12 protein-coding genes and 1 tRNA gene are annotated in these 18,573 nt (G+C 45.0%); 7 read left to right on the forward strand and 6 right to left on the reverse strand.

Annotated features, from left to right (window positions below):
• Positions 1 to 4 precede the first annotated feature (4 nt).
• The 3 genes from dnaE (at position 5) to tilS (ending at position 6,073) form a co-directional block, all read left to right on the forward strand.
• The gene (gene dnaE / locus ACXAGK_RS02830) at positions 5 to 3,469 is read left to right on the forward strand and encodes a DNA polymerase III subunit alpha (protein ID WP_474853966.1); all 3,465 of its coding nucleotides are present in this window, start codon (positions 5 to 7) and stop codon (positions 3,467 to 3,469) included.
• A gap of 68 nt (positions 3,470 to 3,537) precedes the next feature.
• Complete coding sequence (gene accA / locus ACXAGK_RS02835; protein ID WP_012517579.1) at positions 3,538 to 4,494, forward strand: acetyl-CoA carboxylase carboxyl transferase subunit alpha; 957 nt, start codon at positions 3,538 to 3,540, stop codon at positions 4,492 to 4,494.
• A 253-nt stretch (positions 4,495 to 4,747) separates the two neighbouring features.
• A complete protein-coding gene (gene tilS / locus ACXAGK_RS02840) occupies positions 4,748 to 6,073 on the forward strand; it encodes a tRNA lysidine(34) synthetase TilS (RefSeq protein ID WP_474853968.1) in 1,326 nt (441 codons plus the stop codon).
• A 169-nt stretch (positions 6,074 to 6,242) separates the two neighbouring features.
• On the opposite strand, the gene ACXAGK_RS02845 is transcribed toward tilS, so the two are convergent.
• Positions 6,243 to 7,142, reverse strand: coding sequence for a GGDEF domain-containing protein (locus ACXAGK_RS02845; protein WP_474808311.1), 900 nt, complete (start codon positions 7,140 to 7,142; stop codon positions 6,243 to 6,245).
• A 268-nt stretch (positions 7,143 to 7,410) separates the two neighbouring features.
• Here ACXAGK_RS02845 and ACXAGK_RS02850 point away from each other — a divergent pair, with 268 nt between their 5' ends.
• A complete protein-coding gene (locus ACXAGK_RS02850) occupies positions 7,411 to 9,378 on the forward strand; it encodes a monovalent cation:proton antiporter family protein (RefSeq protein WP_474853970.1) in 1,968 nt (655 codons plus the stop codon).
• 70 nt (positions 9,379 to 9,448) lie between these two features.
• Here ACXAGK_RS02850 and ACXAGK_RS02855 read toward each other — a convergent pair whose 3' ends face one another.
• Entirely contained in the window at positions 9,449 to 9,676 is a 228-nt protein-coding gene (locus ACXAGK_RS02855; protein ID WP_474809319.1) for a hypothetical protein, read from the reverse strand.
• 550 nt (positions 9,677 to 10,226) lie between these two features.
• Here ACXAGK_RS02855 and tadA point away from each other — a divergent pair.
• Positions 10,227 to 10,766: a tRNA adenosine(34) deaminase TadA gene (gene tadA, locus ACXAGK_RS02860; protein WP_474854474.1), complete on the forward strand. Its 540-nt coding sequence runs from the start codon at positions 10,227 to 10,229 to the stop codon at positions 10,764 to 10,766.
• A 525-nt stretch (positions 10,767 to 11,291) separates the two neighbouring features.
• Here the strand turns inward: tadA and mltF are convergent.
• Complete coding sequence (mltF, locus tag ACXAGK_RS02865; protein WP_474808307.1) at positions 11,292 to 12,695, reverse strand: membrane-bound lytic murein transglycosylase MltF; 1,404 nt, start codon at positions 12,693 to 12,695, stop codon at positions 11,292 to 11,294.
• 176 nt (positions 12,696 to 12,871) lie between these two features.
• Between mltF and purL the strand changes: the two genes are divergently transcribed.
• Together purL and ACXAGK_RS02875 are read left to right on the forward strand one after the other, a co-directional pair.
• Positions 12,872 to 16,759 (forward strand): phosphoribosylformylglycinamidine synthase, encoded by a 3,888-nt coding sequence (gene purL / locus ACXAGK_RS02870; RefSeq protein WP_474853972.1) that lies wholly within the window; start codon positions 12,872 to 12,874, stop codon positions 16,757 to 16,759.
• Positions 16,760 to 17,016: 257 nt separating this feature from the next.
• Complete coding sequence (locus tag ACXAGK_RS02875) at positions 17,017 to 17,157, forward strand: hypothetical protein (protein WP_162889815.1); 141 nt, start codon at positions 17,017 to 17,019, stop codon at positions 17,155 to 17,157.
• A 170-nt stretch (positions 17,158 to 17,327) separates the two neighbouring features.
• Here ACXAGK_RS02875 and smrA read toward each other — a convergent pair whose 3' ends face one another.
• The 3 genes from smrA to ACXAGK_RS02890 form a co-directional block, all read right to left on the reverse strand.
• Positions 17,328 to 17,915 (reverse strand): DNA endonuclease SmrA, encoded by a 588-nt coding sequence (gene smrA, locus ACXAGK_RS02880; protein WP_334048257.1) that lies wholly within the window; start codon positions 17,913 to 17,915, stop codon positions 17,328 to 17,330.
• A 159-nt stretch (positions 17,916 to 18,074) separates the two neighbouring features.
• Entirely contained in the window at positions 18,075 to 18,200 is a 126-nt protein-coding gene (locus tag ACXAGK_RS02885; RefSeq protein ID WP_474853974.1) for a hypothetical protein, read from the reverse strand.
• 132 nt (positions 18,201 to 18,332) lie between these two features.
• Positions 18,333 to 18,407: transfer RNA gene (locus ACXAGK_RS02890), tRNA-Arg, on the reverse strand.
• Positions 18,408 to 18,573 lie beyond the last annotated feature (166 nt).

Below are 18,573 nucleotides of genomic sequence, written 5' to 3' on the forward strand. Positions count from 1 at the left end.
CATCATGTCATCGCCATTTATTCATTTACGTGTTCACAGCGACTTTTCGATGATGGACGGCCTGAATAAGGTTAAGCCTATTTTAGGTAAAGTGGCCGCGCTTGGCATGCCTGCCGTGGCAATCACAGATCAAATGAATATGTGTGGCTTGGTAAAATTCTATTCGGAGGCACATAATTTAGGTATCAAGCCCATAATTGGCACCGATTTTTGGGTGACTAATGAAGCTTTTGGCGATGAACCTTTCAGACTTACCCTCATTGCAATGAACAACGAAGGGTATAAGAATATTACTATTCTTATCTCCAAGGCTTACCTTCGCGGACACTTGGCGCACCGCGCAGTCATTGATCAAGCATGGTTAGCAGAGCATAGCGAAGGCGTTATTGTTTTATCGGGCGCACAGCACGGCGATATCGGCGTAGGTTTAATGAAAAATAACGCCAAGCTTCTTGAAGATGCGCTTGAGTTTTATCAAACCCATTTTCCCGACCGTTTTTATTTAGAGCTGATTAGAACCGGTAGACAAGGCGAAGAAGATTATTTACACCATGCCGTAGAGCTTGCTGAGCAGCGCGGTTTACCCGTGGTTGCCACTAATGAAGTATGCTTTATTGACCGAGAGGGTTTCGACGCGCACGAAATTCGAGTGTGTATTCACGATGGCTATACCTTAGATGATAACCGTCGCCCTAAGCGCTACAGCGACCAGCAATATCTGCGCACAGCAGAGGAAATGGTCGAGCTATTTAGCGATATTCCAGAAGCCATAGAAAATACGGTTGAAATTGCCAAGCGCTGTAACGTTACTGTCCGGCTAAATGAATATTTCTTGCCACAGTTTCCAACCGGCGGTATGACCACCGAAGACTTCTTGGTTAAGGTGTCTGAGGAAGGCTTGGAAGAACGTCTAGAATTTCTATTCCCTGATGAAGAAGTGCGCAAGGCAAAACGCCCAGAGTACGATGACCGACTTCGCATTGAGCTTGAAGTTATCAATCAAATGGGGTTCCCGGGCTATTTCCTTATCGTTATGGAGTTTATCCAGTGGAGTAAAGATAACGGAATTCCGGTAGGGCCAGGGCGTGGTTCAGGTGCGGGCTCATTAGTGGCCTATGCCTTAAAAATTACCGACCTAGACCCGCTAGAATTCGACTTGCTATTCGAACGTTTCTTGAACCCAGAGCGTGTATCTATGCCCGACTTCGACGTCGACTTCTGCATGGATAGACGAGATGAGGTAATTGATCACGTTGCAGAGCTCTACGGGCGACAAGCGGTATCTCAGATCATTACCTTCGGAACTATGGCGGCAAAAGCGGTAGTACGTGATGTGGGTCGAGTACTTGGTCACCCCTACGGTTTTGTAGACAGAATTTCAAAGCTAATACCACCTGACCCTGGCATGACGTTAGAAAAGGCGTTTAAAGCCGAACCTCAGCTGCCAGAAGTTTATGAAAGCGATGAGGAAGTGAAAGACCTTATCGATATGGCGCGTATTCTTGAAGGGGTCACCCGAAACGCGGGTAAACACGCCGGTGGTGTTGTTATTGCGCCAACCACTATTACTGATTTCTCGCCTTTGTATTGTGACGACGAAGGAAATAACCCGGTAACCCAGTTTGACAAAAACGACGTTGAAACCGCTGGGCTTGTAAAATTTGACTTCCTAGGTCTTCGTACGCTGACGATCATTCAGTGGGCGATAGATATGATCAAGGAAGGGAAGAACGTTGATGTCGATATCAGCGCTATTCCTCTTGAAGATCCTAAGAGTTTCAGAACCCTTCAAAACGCCGAGACAACTGCTGTATTTCAGCTGGAATCTCGGGGTATGAAAGAGCTAATTAAGCGCCTTAAACCTGACTGCTTCGAAGATATTATCGCACTGGTGGCCCTGTTCCGTCCGGGCCCGTTGCAATCAGGCATGGTAGATAACTTTATTGATCGTAAGCACGGACGTGAAGAAATTTCCTACCCCGATGCCGAATATCAGCACGAGTGCTTGAAAGAAATTCTAGAGCCTACCTATGGCATTATCTTGTATCAGGAACAGGTAATGCAGATAGCCCAGGAAATGGCGGGCTACTCACTGGGCGGCGCTGACTTGCTTCGTCGTGCTATGGGTAAGAAAAAGCCTGAAGAAATGGCGAAGCAGCGCGGTACCTTTGCTGAGGGTGCGAAGGGCAATAATATTGACCCAGACCTGGCGATGAAAATCTTCGATTTGGTGGAAAAGTTCGCAGGCTACGGCTTTAACAAATCTCACTCGGCAGCCTATGCCTTGGTGTCTTACCAAACCCTTTGGCTGAAAGTACATTATCCAGCGGAATTCATGGCTGCGGTAATGTCGGCGGATATGGACAACACCGATAAAATCGTAACGCTTGTCGATGAATGTGAGCGCATGGGCATTGAAATACTGCCACCAGATTTGAACGCAGGTAAGTATAAGTTTACCGTCGATAGCGAAGGTCGCATTGTTTATGGTATCGGTGCAATTAAAGGGGTAGGTGAAGGCCCGATTGAAGCGATTATTGAAGCGCGGGAAACCCAGGGTGCATTTAAAGATCTTTTTGATTTCTGCGCCAAGATAGACATTAAGCGCGTAAACAAACGGGTACTTGAAAAGCTAGTGTTAGCGGGTGCAATGGATAACTTAGGTCCGCATCGCGCTAGTCTTATGGCGAGCTTACCTGAAGCCCTTGCCGCCGCTGGGCAGCACGCAAAAGCCGAGTCGTTTGGTCAATCTGATATGTTCGGGTTACTGACTACCGAGCCAGAAGACGTGAAGCAAGCGTTTGCTGACGTGCCTGAATGGCCCGAAAAAGTATGGCTAGAAGGTGAAAAAGATACCCTAGGTTTGTATTTAACCGGCCACCCCATCAATCAGTATGCGGAAGAACTGCGTTATTACACAGATGGACGTTTAGTAGATCTAAAACCAACGAACAAAGACCAAATGGCCAGTGCAGTAGGATTGGTACTTGGCGTGCGTGTTATGACTAACAAACGGGGTCGTCGTTGGGCAATAGTGACACTGGATGATAAGAGTGCCAGAATAGACGTACGTTTCTTCCCCGATATGTACGAACAGTTCGAAAGTGTGTTAGAAACTGACAGAATATTGCTTATAAAGGGACAGGTCAGCTTTGATGATTTCTCTGGGGGCAATACAATCACCGCCCGTGATGTAATGGACATTGTTCAGGCACGAGAGAAAAACGCGAGAGCGCTGGCACTTAATATTGATACCCAGTTGCTTGAACCGAAAAAAATGAGTCAGATGCAATCTATCCTGCAGGCATTTAACGGTGGAAGTTGTCCTGTTAAGTTAGCGGTAACTCATCCAGACGCTGAAGTAACCTTGGCGTGTGGCGCAAGATGGTACGTTACCCCTGAAGACCAACTTTTACACGATCTCAAGCAATGTTTGGGAGACAAAGCCGTTTCAATTCTCTACCATTAGGGTTAAGAGTTCGATAGATTGGACATCTCGCGTTTGCATAGACGAGCGTAGTACGAATAGGACATGAAATGAGTATACAGTTTTTGGACTTTGAACAGCCAATAGCCGAACTAGAAGCAAAAATTGAAGAGCTTAGGTTGGTGAATCAAGGTGGCGAGTTTGACGTTGGTATTGAAGAAGAAATCAATAAGCTTCGCGGCAAAAGCGCGGAGCTAACTAAAAAGATCTTTTCTGATCTTGGCGCATGGCAAGTTTCTCAACTTGCACGTCACCCAATGCGTCCATACACGCTAGATTACATTCCTCGTATTTTTACAGAATTCGACGAGCTTGCTGGCGACCGCGCGTTTGCAGACGATAAAGCGATTGTTGGTGGCCCAGCAATGCTAGATGACCAGCCTGTGATGATTATAGGTCATCAAAAAGGCCGTGACACAAACGAAAAAATTAAGCGTAACTTCGGTATGCCTAAACCTGAAGGCTACCGTAAAGCATTACGTCTTATGAAGATGGCTGAGCGCTTTAACATGCCTATTATTACCTTCATCGACACGCCAGGGGCATACCCAGGTGTGGGCGCTGAAGAGCGCGGCCAAAGTGAAGCAATCGCGAAAAATTTATTCGAAATGGCTGAGCTTACTGTTCCAATCGTGTGTACCGTAATTGGTGAAGGTGGTTCAGGTGGTGCATTAGCTATTGGTGTTGGCGACCGCGTTAATATGCTTCAATATTCTACCTACTCGGTTATTTCACCGGAAGGTTGTGCGTCTATTTTGTGGAAAAGTGCAGAAAAAGCACCATTAGCTGCTGAAGCCATGGGTGTAAGTGCGCCACAAATTAAAGAACTGGGTCTAATTAACAGCATTGTTGAAGAGCCATTAGGCGGTGCGCATCGCGATCACAATGGCATGGCGGCTAATTTGAAGGCCGTTATTAAGCAGCAGCTTAATCAACTTAAAGAGCTTGATAAAACAAAGCTAATGGAAGAACGCTACGAGCGTTTAATGTCGTTCGGGTATTGCTAATTCTAGTTAGGGCTACGAGTTCTAAAACTGCGAATAGTCACGTTTTGATGCGAAGCGGTGTACGATTAGCAAAAATGCTTGTTGTAAACGTCTATTAAGTCTTCGCTTAGTGCATGTCGATTCAGATTAGTTCAAGGGGGTTGTTTACCATTGGTAACCAACCCTTTTGCGTTATTAGAAAGCAAGTAATTAGCAGATACAAAGCTGAACCCTAATAAAACATAAAGTTGAAACAATAAGGTATTACTGGTCTGTGACCCCTCTACAATCCCCCACTATTGAACATATCGTTAACCGCATAGCCACGTCACTGACTAATGTAAAGCGACCACTTCAAACGCCACTCGTCGTTGCTTACAGCGGTGGTGTGGACTCCACCGTACTGCTTCAAGCCGTCGTCGCGTATAGGGAGCAGTTTGATAGCCCGATACATGCTGTACATGTACATCACGGTTTAAGTGAAAATGCGGATGACTGGGCCCGCCACTGTGAACTGCAGTGCCGTCTTGAAGATGTTGAGTTTCATCAATATCGTGTTGCCGTTGATACCAGCTCTAGAAAGAGCTTAGAAGCTGAGGCGCGTAAAGTTCGATACAGCGCACTATTAGAAGTGTGCGAACAAATTGGCGGTGTACTGCTTTTGGGGCAACATGCCGAAGATCAGCTTGAAACTGTATTGCTTCAGCTCAAACGCGGTGCTGGCCCTCAGGGATTAGCGGGTATGGGCGAAGTGCAGTACCGCGGCGATACGTTAATAATGCGACCTATGCTAGCTCTTGAGAAAAGCGACATTATCGCTTATGCCGAAGAGGAAATGTTGCAGTGGGTCGAGGATGAATCTAACCAGCAAAACAGCTTTGACAGGAATTTCTTGAGAAACGAGATAATACCTCATTTACTTGAGCGGTGGCCCCAGTTAACTAAGACAGTGGGGCGAAGCGCTGAGCTTTGTGCAGAGCAAAGTGAGCTAGTCAGCGAATCTGCACAGCAATACTTTGAAGACTGTAAACGTGCTGATATCAGGTTAGATGGACAAAAGCTTGCTGCATTGTCTATCCCTTGGCAGGCTATGGTAATTCGCGCTTGGTTTAAAGCGCAGGGGCAGCTTGCACCTTCAAAAGCGCAGACAGACCAAGTACTTGCTATGCTGGGGGCGAAACATGATGCTACCCCTGAAGTAAACTTTAAGTGGGGCAGGGTTATACGTTTTGACCACGACCTTTACTGGGTTGTTAATGATACGTGCGAGATTCCAGAGCGTGTTGCGTTAGTGTTAGACCAGTACAATTCTCTTCCTTGGTTACACGGGCAGGTGAGGGTAACAGTAACGAAAGAAGAAAATAACGATACAGTCTCTTTGCAAACCAATGCGCGTAATTTGCGAATGAAACCTGAAGGCGCCAATGTATCAAAGCTATTGAAAGAGTGGTTTAAAGTATGGCGTGTACCTAGATGGAAACGAAATGGCGTACCTACTATCTTTTTAAATGAAACACCTGTGGCAATCATCATTGATGAGAAAGTTGTTTATCTACAACCAAAAGTTGAGCGTATCAATATAGCCTTTAAACCAATTTAATCGCTAATTAGCCTTACCATTACTATGTACAAGATTTAAAGTGCCAAAAACACTTTATCAGTCGGCGTAGAAAAGCCAGTCATTAGAGTTTTCAATTTTTTTCGGCAGAATGTATTGATAAAGCGGCATCGAATTGCCGCTTTTTTTGGAAACAAGTAAAAGGGATTAGTTAGGCAGCGTCATAGCTGTTTTTGCCTGAGTTTTTCACCCGATATAGCGCGTTATCAGCGCGGTTAAATAAACTATCAACACTGTCACCGTCTCGATAAATCGCGCCACCGAGACTTGCCGATACACCTAATCGTGATAAGTAGGCAGAGCTATTTATACTCATCTGAATTCGCTGAGCAGCACATGCTAATTGCTGCTGTGTTTGGCAGTCTAATAAACAGCAGAATTCATCTCCGCCATAGCGAAATGCTTCGTCTTCATCGCGCAGTACATTTTCAAGATGTGTTGCCACGTGAACCAGTACTTTGTCGCCCTCACCGTGCCCAAAGTTATCGTTCACATATTTGAAGTTGTCTAGGTCGATAACTAAAAGTGCAAATGGTTCATCGTGTCGTTGCGCCCACCCCAGTTGTCTTGTCATAGACTGCTGAAATCCCGCACGATTGCCTAAACTCGTCAACACGTCTTTGGTTGCCATTTGCTGAACACGCATTAAAGATAACGCGTGTTTTACTTGTTTTCCAAATAAATCATGAAGTTGGAATAGGCTCTCCCGTTGCGATAACGACAAGGGTGAACTAATGTAATAATAGACATGGGCTTGCTCGCCATTAACAGAGCGCGCCCCTTGTAGTGGTAAATCAATCAGCGTTGACGATATCTTTGCGTTACCGTAGACCCAACGAGAGTCGAAGTCAGATAAACTGAATCCGACAACAGGCAATAGCATATTAAGCTGCTGAAAATACACGCCTCCTAACTCTTGAAGTTCAAGCGTAGTCAGGAGCTGTGTTACAAAGCCCGATAATTCACTAAAAGAAAGTGATTTACCTGTGCTCTCAGCAGGATAAAAATTGTTGTGTTGTGTGCTATCGTAGACTGACGTTGAAAAATCCACAGTAGTGCCCCTATACAAAATGCGTTGATATGCCGCAGAAATGAAACCAGTGTCAAAGCTCTGACGTTTCTGTGGTCATAAGCGCATTTTCGCGAAATTTATGACGATCACAGCGGCAAAACTTGCCGGATCTGCATTTACATAGGGGATTTAGCAAACTGAATGCCAACAAGATATCTGTCGCATTAGTCTTTAGTTTAAGTGTTAAGCAGAGTTGATTACTGTGCTTATTTAACAATCGTAAGTTGATGTTGCTCTAGGAGGTTATGTGGGGACGAGTTTTTTAAATATTGTGATATTGATGTTCATATCGGTATGCGCAGTCGCCCTATTTAAACGAATTCATCTTCCACCTATCCTTGCTTATCTCTTTGCCGGTGTACTCGCTGGCCCACAGCTGCTATCTGTGTTTGCTCACCCCGAAGAAATGCACTTATTGGCCGAAGTGGGTATTGTTTTTCTACTCTTTTCCCTCGGTCTAGAATTCTCCCTTCCTAAATTGTTGGCTATGCGCTCTTTGGTGTTTGGTGTGGGATTGGGGCAAATGTTGTTTACTACAGCGATATTTACCTGCGTACCGCTTTTTTCGGGGGTCCCAATTAGTGCATCAATCATTATTGGCGGTACGCTGGCGCTAAGCTCTACCGCTATTGTTATAAAGCAAGCAACCGAAATGGGTATCCTCAATAACAGGCGTACACAACTCGCCATCAGTATCTTGCTCTTTCAAGACTTAGCCGTGGTCCCGTTTCTTATCGCTATTCCTCTTTTAGCCCAGACTGGCGAGGTAAGTATCGCGCTGGCTTTAGGCGAAGCATTGCTAAAAGGTGTGTTTGTTATTGCATTCCTTATGTCAGTAGGTAAGTGGTTACTACCTTGGGTGTTTAGAGAAATCGCAAGAACTAGAACTGATGAGCTTTTCGTTCTAACCACTATTTTAATTGCCCTCTTGGCGGGCGGGCTCACTTATTACTTCGGGCTGTCCATGGCGTTAGGTGCCTTTTTGGCGGGAATGATGTTGGGGGAAAGCCAATACAAATATCAACTTGAAGCCGACATCCGCCCGTTTCGCGACATTTTAATGGGCTTGTTCTTTGTAACCGTAGGTATGCAGTTGGAACTTACCGTGCTCTGGAACAGCTTGTTTGAAATCGTATTTGGCGTTTTTGCGTTAATGATAGTTAAAGTTATCTTAGTCAGAGTTGCATCCATGTTAGTAAAAACTGACGCCATTGACGGCTGGTCCGCAGGCGTAAAACTTTGCCAAATAGGAGAGTTTAGTTTCGTTATCGCAGCGCTTGCCACCACCCACGGCGTATTAACCACTGAGCAATCATCGCTAATAGTATGTATGGGTGTGATAAGTATGGCGTTAACGCCTTGGCTTATGAACAACAGTGTGACTATCGCTAAACGCATTGTGAATAATGATATCTCCTTTGATGATAACGCTAGCTTTGGCAATGTCGGGCAGCTGACTAACCATGTCATTATTTGTGGGTTTGGACGGGTGGGACAGTCGGTAGCGCGCATGCTAAAAATGGAAGGTATTCATTTTGTCGCTATAGATATGGACCCTGTCAGGGTGCATGAAAGCCGAAATGCAGGTGAACCCGTAATATTCGGCGATGCCAGTCAAAAAGATATTCTGAGCAGTGCTAATGTAGAAAATGCGAAGCTTGTGCTTGTAACATTTGATCAGGTCGATAAGGCGAAACAAGTGATAACGCAGACACGAAGTATAACGAGCACTACAGATGTTATGGTACGTACCAAACGTGACTACCAGTTAGAAAGCCTGTACAGCGCAGGAGCAAACCAAGTGGTGCCCGAGCTACAAGAAGGCAGTTTGATGCTGGTCTCGCAAGTGTTGCATTACGCCGGTGTACCTATGTCACGTATTTTAAAGCGGGTGCGGGCCGAGCGAAAAGGCCGTTATGATCATATGCACGGCTTTTATCCTGGAGAAACGACAGAAATCACTTACGGGACGGAAGATAAGCTAGAGTTTATTCATGCAGTAGTATTATCTGAACGCGCCTCTTGCATTGGAAAAGCAATAAAAGATATCGACTTCACAAGAATGCGTGTCGCTATTAAAGGTTTAAGACGTAACGGTAATGAAGTGAAAGACCCAGACCAAGACGCTATTCTACAGGCCCATGATGTACTAGTCATCGCAGGTAAACCCCGACGAGTAGAGCGGGCTGAACGCAAACTCTTAGAAGGGAGTTGATGTTTAACTGCCAGCGCAGGTTAAGCTTTAGGCATAGGTTGCACTGGCAGAGGAATTAAGTTCACTAAACTTAAGCAACGCGGTCTTTCTCTAAATCGGCAAACTGCTTTTTTAGGTCGTAGCGTTCATCAGTTACAATTTTTTCGAGTACAGATACGCGCTCTTTCAAATCTGCAATTTCTTGTTTATACGCTTCAGTTTCCTTGTTACTAAGTTTCTTTTTGCTTTTGTCTTTCGCACTTTCGACAATGGTAACTAACGCCCAAGCACAAATGGCTACTATTGCAATCGCTGTCATGTCCACGGTGGTATCCCTCACAAATGGTTTAAAAAGAGTTTAGGTGAAAATGTGGTCAGTTGCCTAATTCACCTAGTATTTAGTTTCCATATCTAATAAACAGAGGCTAAATACTTATTAGTAAAATAACTGCTGCGCTTGGAGTACTATAACGGTTATTACGCTAAGTTTTCTATAAAAAGTGTAACCAGTTAAGCCCTTAACACCAGCAGTGTTATAATGAAAAATTGCAAGTAGGTTGCCAAGTGACAAAAGTCATTACTTTCTAGTAAGTTAGAATGTTTACCTAGGTTTATGCAGAATTGTTGTTAACTAATTTCACTAAATAAAGTAGCAAAATTGACTAATGAGTGACCAAAATAGCGACCATCCGGCACCAAAGATCGACACTGAAAAAACACAGGCTCTGGAGCAAAACACCGAACATGTCGCAGCGCAAGCGTTAGCGCCTGAGGAGCTTACCGCTGAAGAGGAGTTGGCATTAGAAAGCGCTTCAAAAGAAAGCATTCCCCACGAGAACGCAATTAAAGAGAACCCTCTTAAAGAGGGCATTAGCCAGCAAAGTCTTATTAATGAAACGGTTACTCAAGAAGACGTGATGTGGATGAAGCATGCATTAACCCTGGCGGACAAAGCAGAATCCATAGGGGAAGTGCCGGTAGGTGCCTGCGTAGTATTAAACGGTGAGCTTATCGGAGAAGGCTACAATACGCCAATATCGGATAACGACCCGTCTGCCCATGCAGAGTTGCGCGCTGTCAAAGAGGCCGCTTCTAAAGTGCGAAACTACCGGCTTATTGACGCTACCTTGTATGTCACTTTAGAGCCCTGCGCTATGTGTGCAGGTATGCTTGTGCATGCACGAGTAAAGCGGGTGGTGTTTGGTGCTAGAGATGCGAAAACAGGTGCTGCGGGTTCGGTTATGAATCTATTACAACATCCTGCGCTAAATCATCAGGTTGAGATTGGTTCTAATGTGCTAGCAGACGAGTGTGCTAACAAACTGTCAGATTTTTTTCGCAAGCGCAGGAAAGAGATTAAGGCAGCCAAAAAGGCGAAAAAACATCTAGGGGGTGATGCTTCAAGCTAATGCTTATTTTGCTGGCTTGAAGGAAGGGTGTTTTAATCGCCTATTTGGTTTGCTGGGTTGCAAAGAGAGTGCTCAATAAATTGATGCCTATCAATAAAAGCAACCAGCTTGTATGTATTCTAGCTAGGCTTGCGAGTCAACTGAGTAAACATGTCGCTCGTTACAAATAGCTTACGACGTTGAAGTACTTTCTGGTGGCAACGCTTAAGCATAAGTCTGCGTCTGTTGTTGTTTTTCAATTTTATTCCTTTTTTCATAAAGCGATTTTTTTTCATTTATTCTCCTTTCTCACAGCGAGGCTATTTTTCCCCTCGTTGTGACCATTCTTCCAATTAAGAAAAATGCTCTTTCGTTTGAACTAAGCGCTCATTTTCCGAGAGTCACTGTTCTTTTAGAGTTAATAATCTTTTAGAAAAATTAAGGTTCTGAGAAAGCGAGTTAGTTAATCACTAACTCGTTCAAAGGGTACAGAGTAAAGATGACACCGAAATGACAGTTTTCAAGAGAGAAGCAAAGCGAACGAGATTAAATTTTTCCTTGTTCATCTAACCAGACTAGGCTGTCGTAGTAGCGGCGAATATTTTCTACGTATTGCAAAGCCTCATCACCTCTCGCGTAGCCATAGCGGGTGGTACGGTAATACTTTTTTTGCCTTAGCTGTGGCAAGCGTCGTTTAACATCTACCCACAAATCAGGGTTTCCCCCTTGTTGCTCGGTAAGCACCCTTGCATCTTCCAAGTGCCCCATCCCAATATTATATGATGCCATAGCCATCCAGGTTCTATCTGGCTCGCTGATTCGTGCAGGTATGCGACTTAGCAAACTGGCAAAATAACGTGAGCCCCCGCGAATACTTTGCTCTGGATTGGTTCTGTCATCCACATCCCAATCACTTGCTGTATCAAGTGTCAACATCATAAGGCCGCGAACCCCGGTTCTTGAAATAGCATCGCTGTCCCAGTGGCTTTCTTGGTAGCTCATTGCGGCAAGTAGTCGCCAGTCTAAATCACCTGCATACTGTTGGAATAACGGTTTATATTGAGCTAATGCACTTTCAGCTGCGTAGTTAAATGCGCGACTGTCAACGTAATCGAACTGGCGAATATGTCCAAAGTATTTGTCTTCTAACACCGTAAACCAGCCTGATTGATGCACTGTACCAAAATACTCAATGAGCGCTGCTTTCACTGAATCGTCTTGATCTAAAGGAAGGGCCCATGCCATCGGCATATCTTCGTTAAGTGTTTTGGCAACGGCGAGGTTAGGGTAGCGTCTACGTTGTAACGCTAGGCGATTGCTGTCGGCCACCGTATAAGCAATGTCACCATTAGCAACCTGTTGCAACAGTTCTTCAGAATCTGAATCTTCGGTGGTAACTAACTCGGTCTTTATCGCTACTTTTTCAGTATCAGTTGCTTCGTCACCTAAATCGCTTAAAAGATCAGAAAGTAAGTGAGCTTGGCTGCTTTCTGCTACTGCAATTATAGGGGAATCGAGGTCTAAAAGGTCTCTAGGTCTAGATGTGCCTGCTTGAAACACAAGCTGCTGTTTGACATGTTGATAAGCAGGGCCATAAGTGAAGCGGTTTTTTAGTGAAGGTGTCACCGCATCGCCCGTGGCGACAATGTCCAGGTTACCTTCTTCTAATTGTTCGAGCATGACTTCATAGCTGTAAAAAGGGTACAAATCGAGAGTGACGCCAAGGTAATCGGCGAACCCTGCCAGCAACTCATACTCAAACCCCTGGGGCCCTTCAGCGCCGTTATAAAAGGTTCCTGCACCGTATACGGTTCCTACGCGGATGGTTTCTCGTTCTAATAATGAGGAAAGGGCAGTGGGAACTGAGGGCACCCCACAGCTCATAACAGCAATAGATAAAATGATTATTAGCTGGAGTTTTAATCGTTTTTTATAGTCTTGTGACTGCATAGACCTTTACTTGTTGTTATTAAACCGTCTAAGTTTAAAAAAAAGTTCATGTAAGCGCGTTATGAGGTTACTTACTGTGCATAATTGCTCTATAATCCGCGCCGAAATACTCATCAATCCAAGAGGCAACGCGTCGCATTGGTGGTCGTTGTTTCTAACAAACCAGGTAAATCAATATGTTGGTCCTTCGAGGCGCTCCTGCACTATCAGAGTTTAACCAAACTAAACTGATTGCAAAGCTGGGTCAATCCGGCGTTAGGGTTAAAAACCTATATAGCGAATATGTTCACCTAGTCGATTCCCAAGGTGACTTATCTAAGCAGCAAATAGAAATACTCGAGAAGCTGCTCACTTACGGCCCCGCGAGGCAAGCACAAACACCTTCTGGAACCCTCTTCCTTATTACTCCTCGCCCCGGCACTATCTCTCCCTGGTCTTCTAAAGCCACCGACATCGCTCACAACTGTAGTTTAAAAAGTATCAATCGTATAGAGCGTGGATGCGCGTTTTATATCGAAACAGAAGATACAATAAGTGACGATGATTTTGCACTTATCGCTAGCTTCTTACACGATAGAATGACTGAATCAGTGTTTACCGATACTGATGATGCAGCGGTGCTATTTGCTCAAACCGAAGCGAATACTTTCGCTAGTGTAGATGTATTAGGGGAAGGCAAAGAAGCACTGGTTAATGCAAACGTGTCGTTAGGCCTTGCATTAGCTGATGATGAGATTGACTACCTGTTTGATAGCTTTACCAAGCTAGGCAGAAACCCGACCGACGTTGAGCTTTATATGTTTGCACAAGCAAACTCTGAACATTGTCGCCATAAGATTTTCAACGCAAGCTGGACCATTGACGGCGAAGAACAAGAAAAATCGCTGTTCAAAATGATCAAAAACACTTACGAGTTATTACCTGATCACGTTTACTCAGCTTACAAAGATAACGCAGCGGTAATGGAAGGCTGGGAAGCAGGGCGCTTCTTCCCGAACCCTCAGTCCCATCAATACGAATACCATCATGAAAATATCGATATTTTAATGAAGGTAGAAACCCACAACCACCCAACGGCAATTTCACCGTTCCCTGGCGCAGCAACAGGCTCTGGCGGTGAAATTCGTGATGAAGGTGCTACAGGTCGTGGCTCAAAACCTAAGGCAGGTTTAGTTGGTTTTACCGTATCTAACTTACGTATTCCAGGTGCTGAGCAGCCATGGGAAGCCGAATACGGCAAACCACAGCGCATCGTGAGCGCTCTAGATATTATGCTTGAAGGCCCTTTAGGTGGCGCTGCGTTCAATAACGAATTTGGTCGCCCAGCGCTACTTGGTTATTTCCGTACGTACGAGCAAGAAGTTAAGAGTTTTAACGGCGTAGAGGTGAGAGGTTATCACAAACCTATCATGCTAGCCGGTGGTTTAGGCAATATCCGCCGTGACCATATTGAAAAAGGCGAAATCACGGTAGGCGCTAAGCTTATTGTTCTTGGCGGCCCAGCAATGAACATTGGTCTTGGCGGCGGTGCAGCCTCATCAATGGCATCTGGTCAGTCAAACGAAGATTTAGACTTTGCTTCAGTGCAGCGTGACAACCCTGAAATGGAGCGTCGCTGTCAAGAAGTGATAGATGCCTGTTGGCAGTTAGGGGACAACAACCCGATTCAGTTTATCCACGATGTGGGCGCAGGTGGTCTTTCAAACGCGTTGCCTGAGCTAGTTAACGATGGTGGCCGAGGCGGTAACTTTGAACTTAGAAAAGTGCTGTCTGATGAGCCTGGTATGACACCGCTGGAGCTTTGGTGTAACGAATCGCAAGAACGATATGTTATGTCTGTGGCACCGGAAAATATGCCGGTATTTGAAGCAATTTGCGCCCGCGAACGCGCGCCATTTGCGGTAGTGGGGGAAGCGACAGCCGAACAGCACCTAAATCTAAATGACAGTCAGTTTGAGAACAAACCTATTGATATGCCGCTAGATGTACTTTTAGGCAAGCCGCCTAAAATGCATCGCGACGTGAGCTCAACCAAGGTAAGCTCACCCGCATTAGACGACGCAGGCATTACTTTAAGTGATGCTGCGACGCGTATTCTGTCATTGCCTACTGTGGCAGAGAAAACATTTCTTATCACTATAGGCGATCGCTCGGTAACTGGTCTTGTAAGTCGCGACCAAATGGTTGGGCCATGGCAAGTGCCCGTGGCTGATGTAGCAGTAACCGCTTCGGCATTTGACACTTATCACGGTGAAGCGATGACTATGGGTGAGCGCACCCCGGTGGCACTTTTATCTCACGGTGCGTCTGCGCGCCTTGCGGTAGGTGAAGCGCTAACCAACATTGCCGCGGCAAACATTGGTGATATTAAACGTATTAAATTGTCTGCTAACTGGATGGCAGCAGCTGGACATCCAGGTGAAGACGCAGGTCTTTATGAAGCGGTGAAAGCCGTGGGTGAGGAGCTATGCCCAGAGCTGGGTTTGACCATTCCTGTAGGTAAAGACTCTATGTCGATGAAAACCGCATGGAATGAAAACGGTGAAGATAAAGCAGTAACCTCTCCGCTGTCACTGGTTATTTCTGCGTTTGGTGCAGTAAAAGATATTCGCAAAACCCTAACGCCTCAGCTACGTACAGACAAAGGTGCAAGCCGCTTGTTGCTACTAGATTTGGGCGAAGGTAAAAATCGCTTAGGCGCTAGCTGTTTAGCGCAGGTTTATACACAGCTTGGCGATAGCCCAGCCGATGTGGTTTCTGCTACCCGCCTTAAAGCCTTCTTTGACGCTATGCAAACGCTTATCGAAAAAGGTTTGGTTCTTGCTTACCACGACCGTTCGGACGGCGGCCTATTTACGACAGTGGCAGAAATGGCCTTTGCCGGTAAAACAGGTGTGAGCGTTAACCTTGATAGCCTTAAAGGTAATGACATTGCTGTACTATTCAATGAAGAATTAGGTGGCGTAATCCAAGTGCTTGAAAGCGACCTAGACGCCGTGAACGCGGTACTGGCTAAATTCGATTTAACTGAGTTGACTCACGATATCGGTACATTAAATAGTACAGATATGATTGAGTTTAATCGCGATGGTGTAGCTGTACTTGCAGATAGCCGCGTATCAATGCGTACAACGTGGGCACAAACCACGTTTGAAATGCAGAAACTGCGTGATAATCCTGAGTGTGCTGAACAAGAACACGCGGCAAAGCAAGATGCTGCCGACCCTGGTTTGCATGTAGCACTATCTTACGATGTTAACGAAGACGTTGCCGCACCTTACATTGCCAAAGGCGTTAAGCCAAAAGTGGCGATATTAAGAGAGCAGGGTGTAAACTCGCATCTAGAAATGGCGGCAGCATTTACACGCGCAGGTTTCGATGCTATCGACGTACACATGAGTGACGTGCTGGCGGGTCGCATTACCCTTGAACAGTTTGCGGGTCTTGCTGCTTGTGGCGGTTTCTCTTACGGCGACGTATTAGGTGCAGGTGAAGGTTGGGCGAAGTCTATATTGTTCAACAGTATAGCTCGTGATCAGTTCGAAGGCTTCTTTAACCGCAATGACACGTTCAGTTTAGGTGTGTGTAACGGTTGTCAGATGCTATCGAACCTAAAATCATTGATTCCTGGCACTGAACACTGGCCGCACTTTGTTACTAACCAGTCAGCGCGTTTTGAAGCTCGCGTTGCAATGGTTGAAGTGATGGAATCTAAGTCTGTGCTGCTAGATGGTATGGCAGGCTCGCGTATGCCGATTGCTGTATCGCACGGGGAAGGTCAGGCTGAATTTGCAAATGAAAACGCTCTATCGCAGGTTAGCGGTCAGGTAGCCATGCGTTATGTAGACAACTATGGCAAGCCAACAATGCAATACCCGGCTAACCCGAACGGTTCACCGCAAGGTATTACTGGTTTAACGTCTGTAGATGGGCGCAGCACTATTATGATGCCTCACCCTGAACGTGTATTTAGGGCAGTTGCAAACTCATGGTGCCCGGACGATTGGCAAGAAGATGGTGCGTGGATGCGTATCTTTAGAAACGCCCGTAAGTTTGTTGGTTAATATTTCAGTGTGACCTTGATAAACAGGGGGAAACCCCTGTTTATTTTCTATAAAAATACTGTTTAATAAATGCGCATACCTTAAATAGGTGTCAAAGCTTTGGCAAAGTGTCAAAAATCTGATTTTTGCCCTTGTCATCAGTTTGTCACTGATCTATTGTAGTGCAAGCAAGGATTGCAATTAGGTTACAGGAGTTGAGTTAGGGTTGTACCAGTGTTTAGCAATCGCTTACTGGTTTTAATAATAAGAGACGACCAATGAATCGTTCTTCAAAAGGGTTTGGCTTAACCGGAGTGGCTGTAGCTGTAGTGCTGATGTTCGTAACTGCTGTTTTTAGCACATCTGCGAAATCTGCCGAAGCTCCAACAACGCTAAGTGTGCAGTCTTCAGTTAAGTAGTCTGAAAGAAAAATTCTAACGCCCGTATCAAGTTACTTGATACGGGCGTTAATCATTGGGGGACAATAAAAACGTCCAGCATATAGCGCTTCATGAGAAAAGCCTAAAAGCTATACCTAAAGACAAGCCCAAAAAAGCAAAGCTGACTCAACGAGTTCTTGCCTCCCATTTTATCCTTTCTTATTTTTTTCTCTGTTTATTAGTTTTTGCTGAGGGTGCTTTTTCAACAACACATAGGTAGCGCCAAATCCGCCGTGCATAGGCTGTGCTGTATGATAGGCAATCACCTCATCAAGTTCACGTAGCCAATGATTTACGTAGCTTTTTTTCAGCGCAGGAAATGGCTTACTATTTTCACCCGTTCCATGTTTAATGAGCAGGGCACGAACCCCACGTTCGTGACTTGATTTAATGGTGCTATAAATTAGGTCGCGGCTTTGTTCTAGGGTTTTTCCTGATAATGTGACATTGGTTTCCAACGGATATTTGCCAAGACGCAGTTTTTTAAACACACCGTCTTGTATGCCTGGCTGCTGGAAATGTATAAAATCATCAGGCGGTACCGGCTTCACACCTTCCATGCTTAACGGGTTAGCAAGCTTGTCGCGAACACTTACCTTCAAGGCTGCGCGTTTTTGCTTTTCGGCGAGCGCCTTTTCAGGATCGTGTAATAAAGCCTTATCATCTGAAGCAATGGGTTTTACATCTTGCATTTCAGCAAAAAACGAATCGATATCGTCGTTTTCAAATTGGCTCATACTATTCCCCGTATTAACTACTACATCATTATTTATACGTTATTTTTTGCCTGATGGTCTATGCGAATTGTACTTATTGGAAAGCTAAATGCGTAGAAAGACGACGCTTAAAATAGGCAACGGCTATAAAAGTGGGGATTAATTTTGAAATTTCATCGGTTAGAAGATGGCACCGGGCTCAGATAGTGCCTCTATGGCAAACCATTCCTCTTCGGTAAATGTTGAATCGATAGGTGTTTCAACATCATCGCCAGTTTCTTCTTCGGGGGACGAATCGAAAGTCATTGTGCTCTCCTGTTTAGAAGAGTATTGCTTAATACGATTAAATTACAACCAAAGTAGAAGAAATAAACATGATGAAAGGGGAGTGAAATGTATAGGAAGGTTTACTTTATTTTGGGTTTAAGCCAGCTAAAATGGCGTCCCCAGCTGGAATCGAACCAACATCTAAGCCTTAGGAGGGCCTTGTTTTATCCATTAAACTATGGGGACCTAATGCGTAGGAAGCTTTATTATACGTAGTTCCAGAAAATACGAAACCCTTTGATTAATCAACAAGGTGTAGAGGTTTATCACGCTGCGCTTATGCAGCTAAAATATCTTTTTAAATATCTTGTGATACTAGGCACATAATAAAAAAGCCCCCGTTAAAGACGAG

This window comes from Alteromonas sp. ABM1_013 (genome assembly GCF_056160505.1).

What these genes read in the sequence shown, in the direction of transcription:
- accA (WP_012517579.1), top strand. Translation starts at nt 3,538, where the DNA reads ATGAGTATACAGTTTTTGGACTTTGAACAGCCAATAGCCGAACTAGAA.
- ACXAGK_RS02855 (WP_474809319.1), bottom strand. Translation starts at nt 9,676, where the DNA reads ATGACAGCGATTGCAATAGTAGCCATTTGTGCTTGGGCGTTAGTTACC.
- purL (WP_474853972.1), top strand. Translation starts at nt 12,872, where the DNA reads ATGTTGGTCCTTCGAGGCGCTCCTGCACTATCAGAGTTTAACCAAACT.
- dnaE (WP_474853966.1), top strand. Translation starts at nt 5, where the DNA reads ATGTCATCGCCATTTATTCATTTACGTGTTCACAGCGACTTTTCGATG.
- ACXAGK_RS02885 (WP_474853974.1), bottom strand. Translation starts at nt 18,200, where the DNA reads ATGACTTTCGATTCGTCCCCCGAAGAAGAAACTGGCGATGATGTTGAA.
- ACXAGK_RS02875 (WP_162889815.1), top strand. Translation starts at nt 17,017, where the DNA reads ATGAATCGTTCTTCAAAAGGGTTTGGCTTAACCGGAGTGGCTGTAGCT.
- mltF (WP_474808307.1), bottom strand. Translation starts at nt 12,695, where the DNA reads ATGCAGTCACAAGACTATAAAAAACGATTAAAACTCCAGCTAATAATC.
- smrA (WP_334048257.1), bottom strand. Translation starts at nt 17,915, where the DNA reads ATGAGCCAATTTGAAAACGACGATATCGATTCGTTTTTTGCTGAAATG.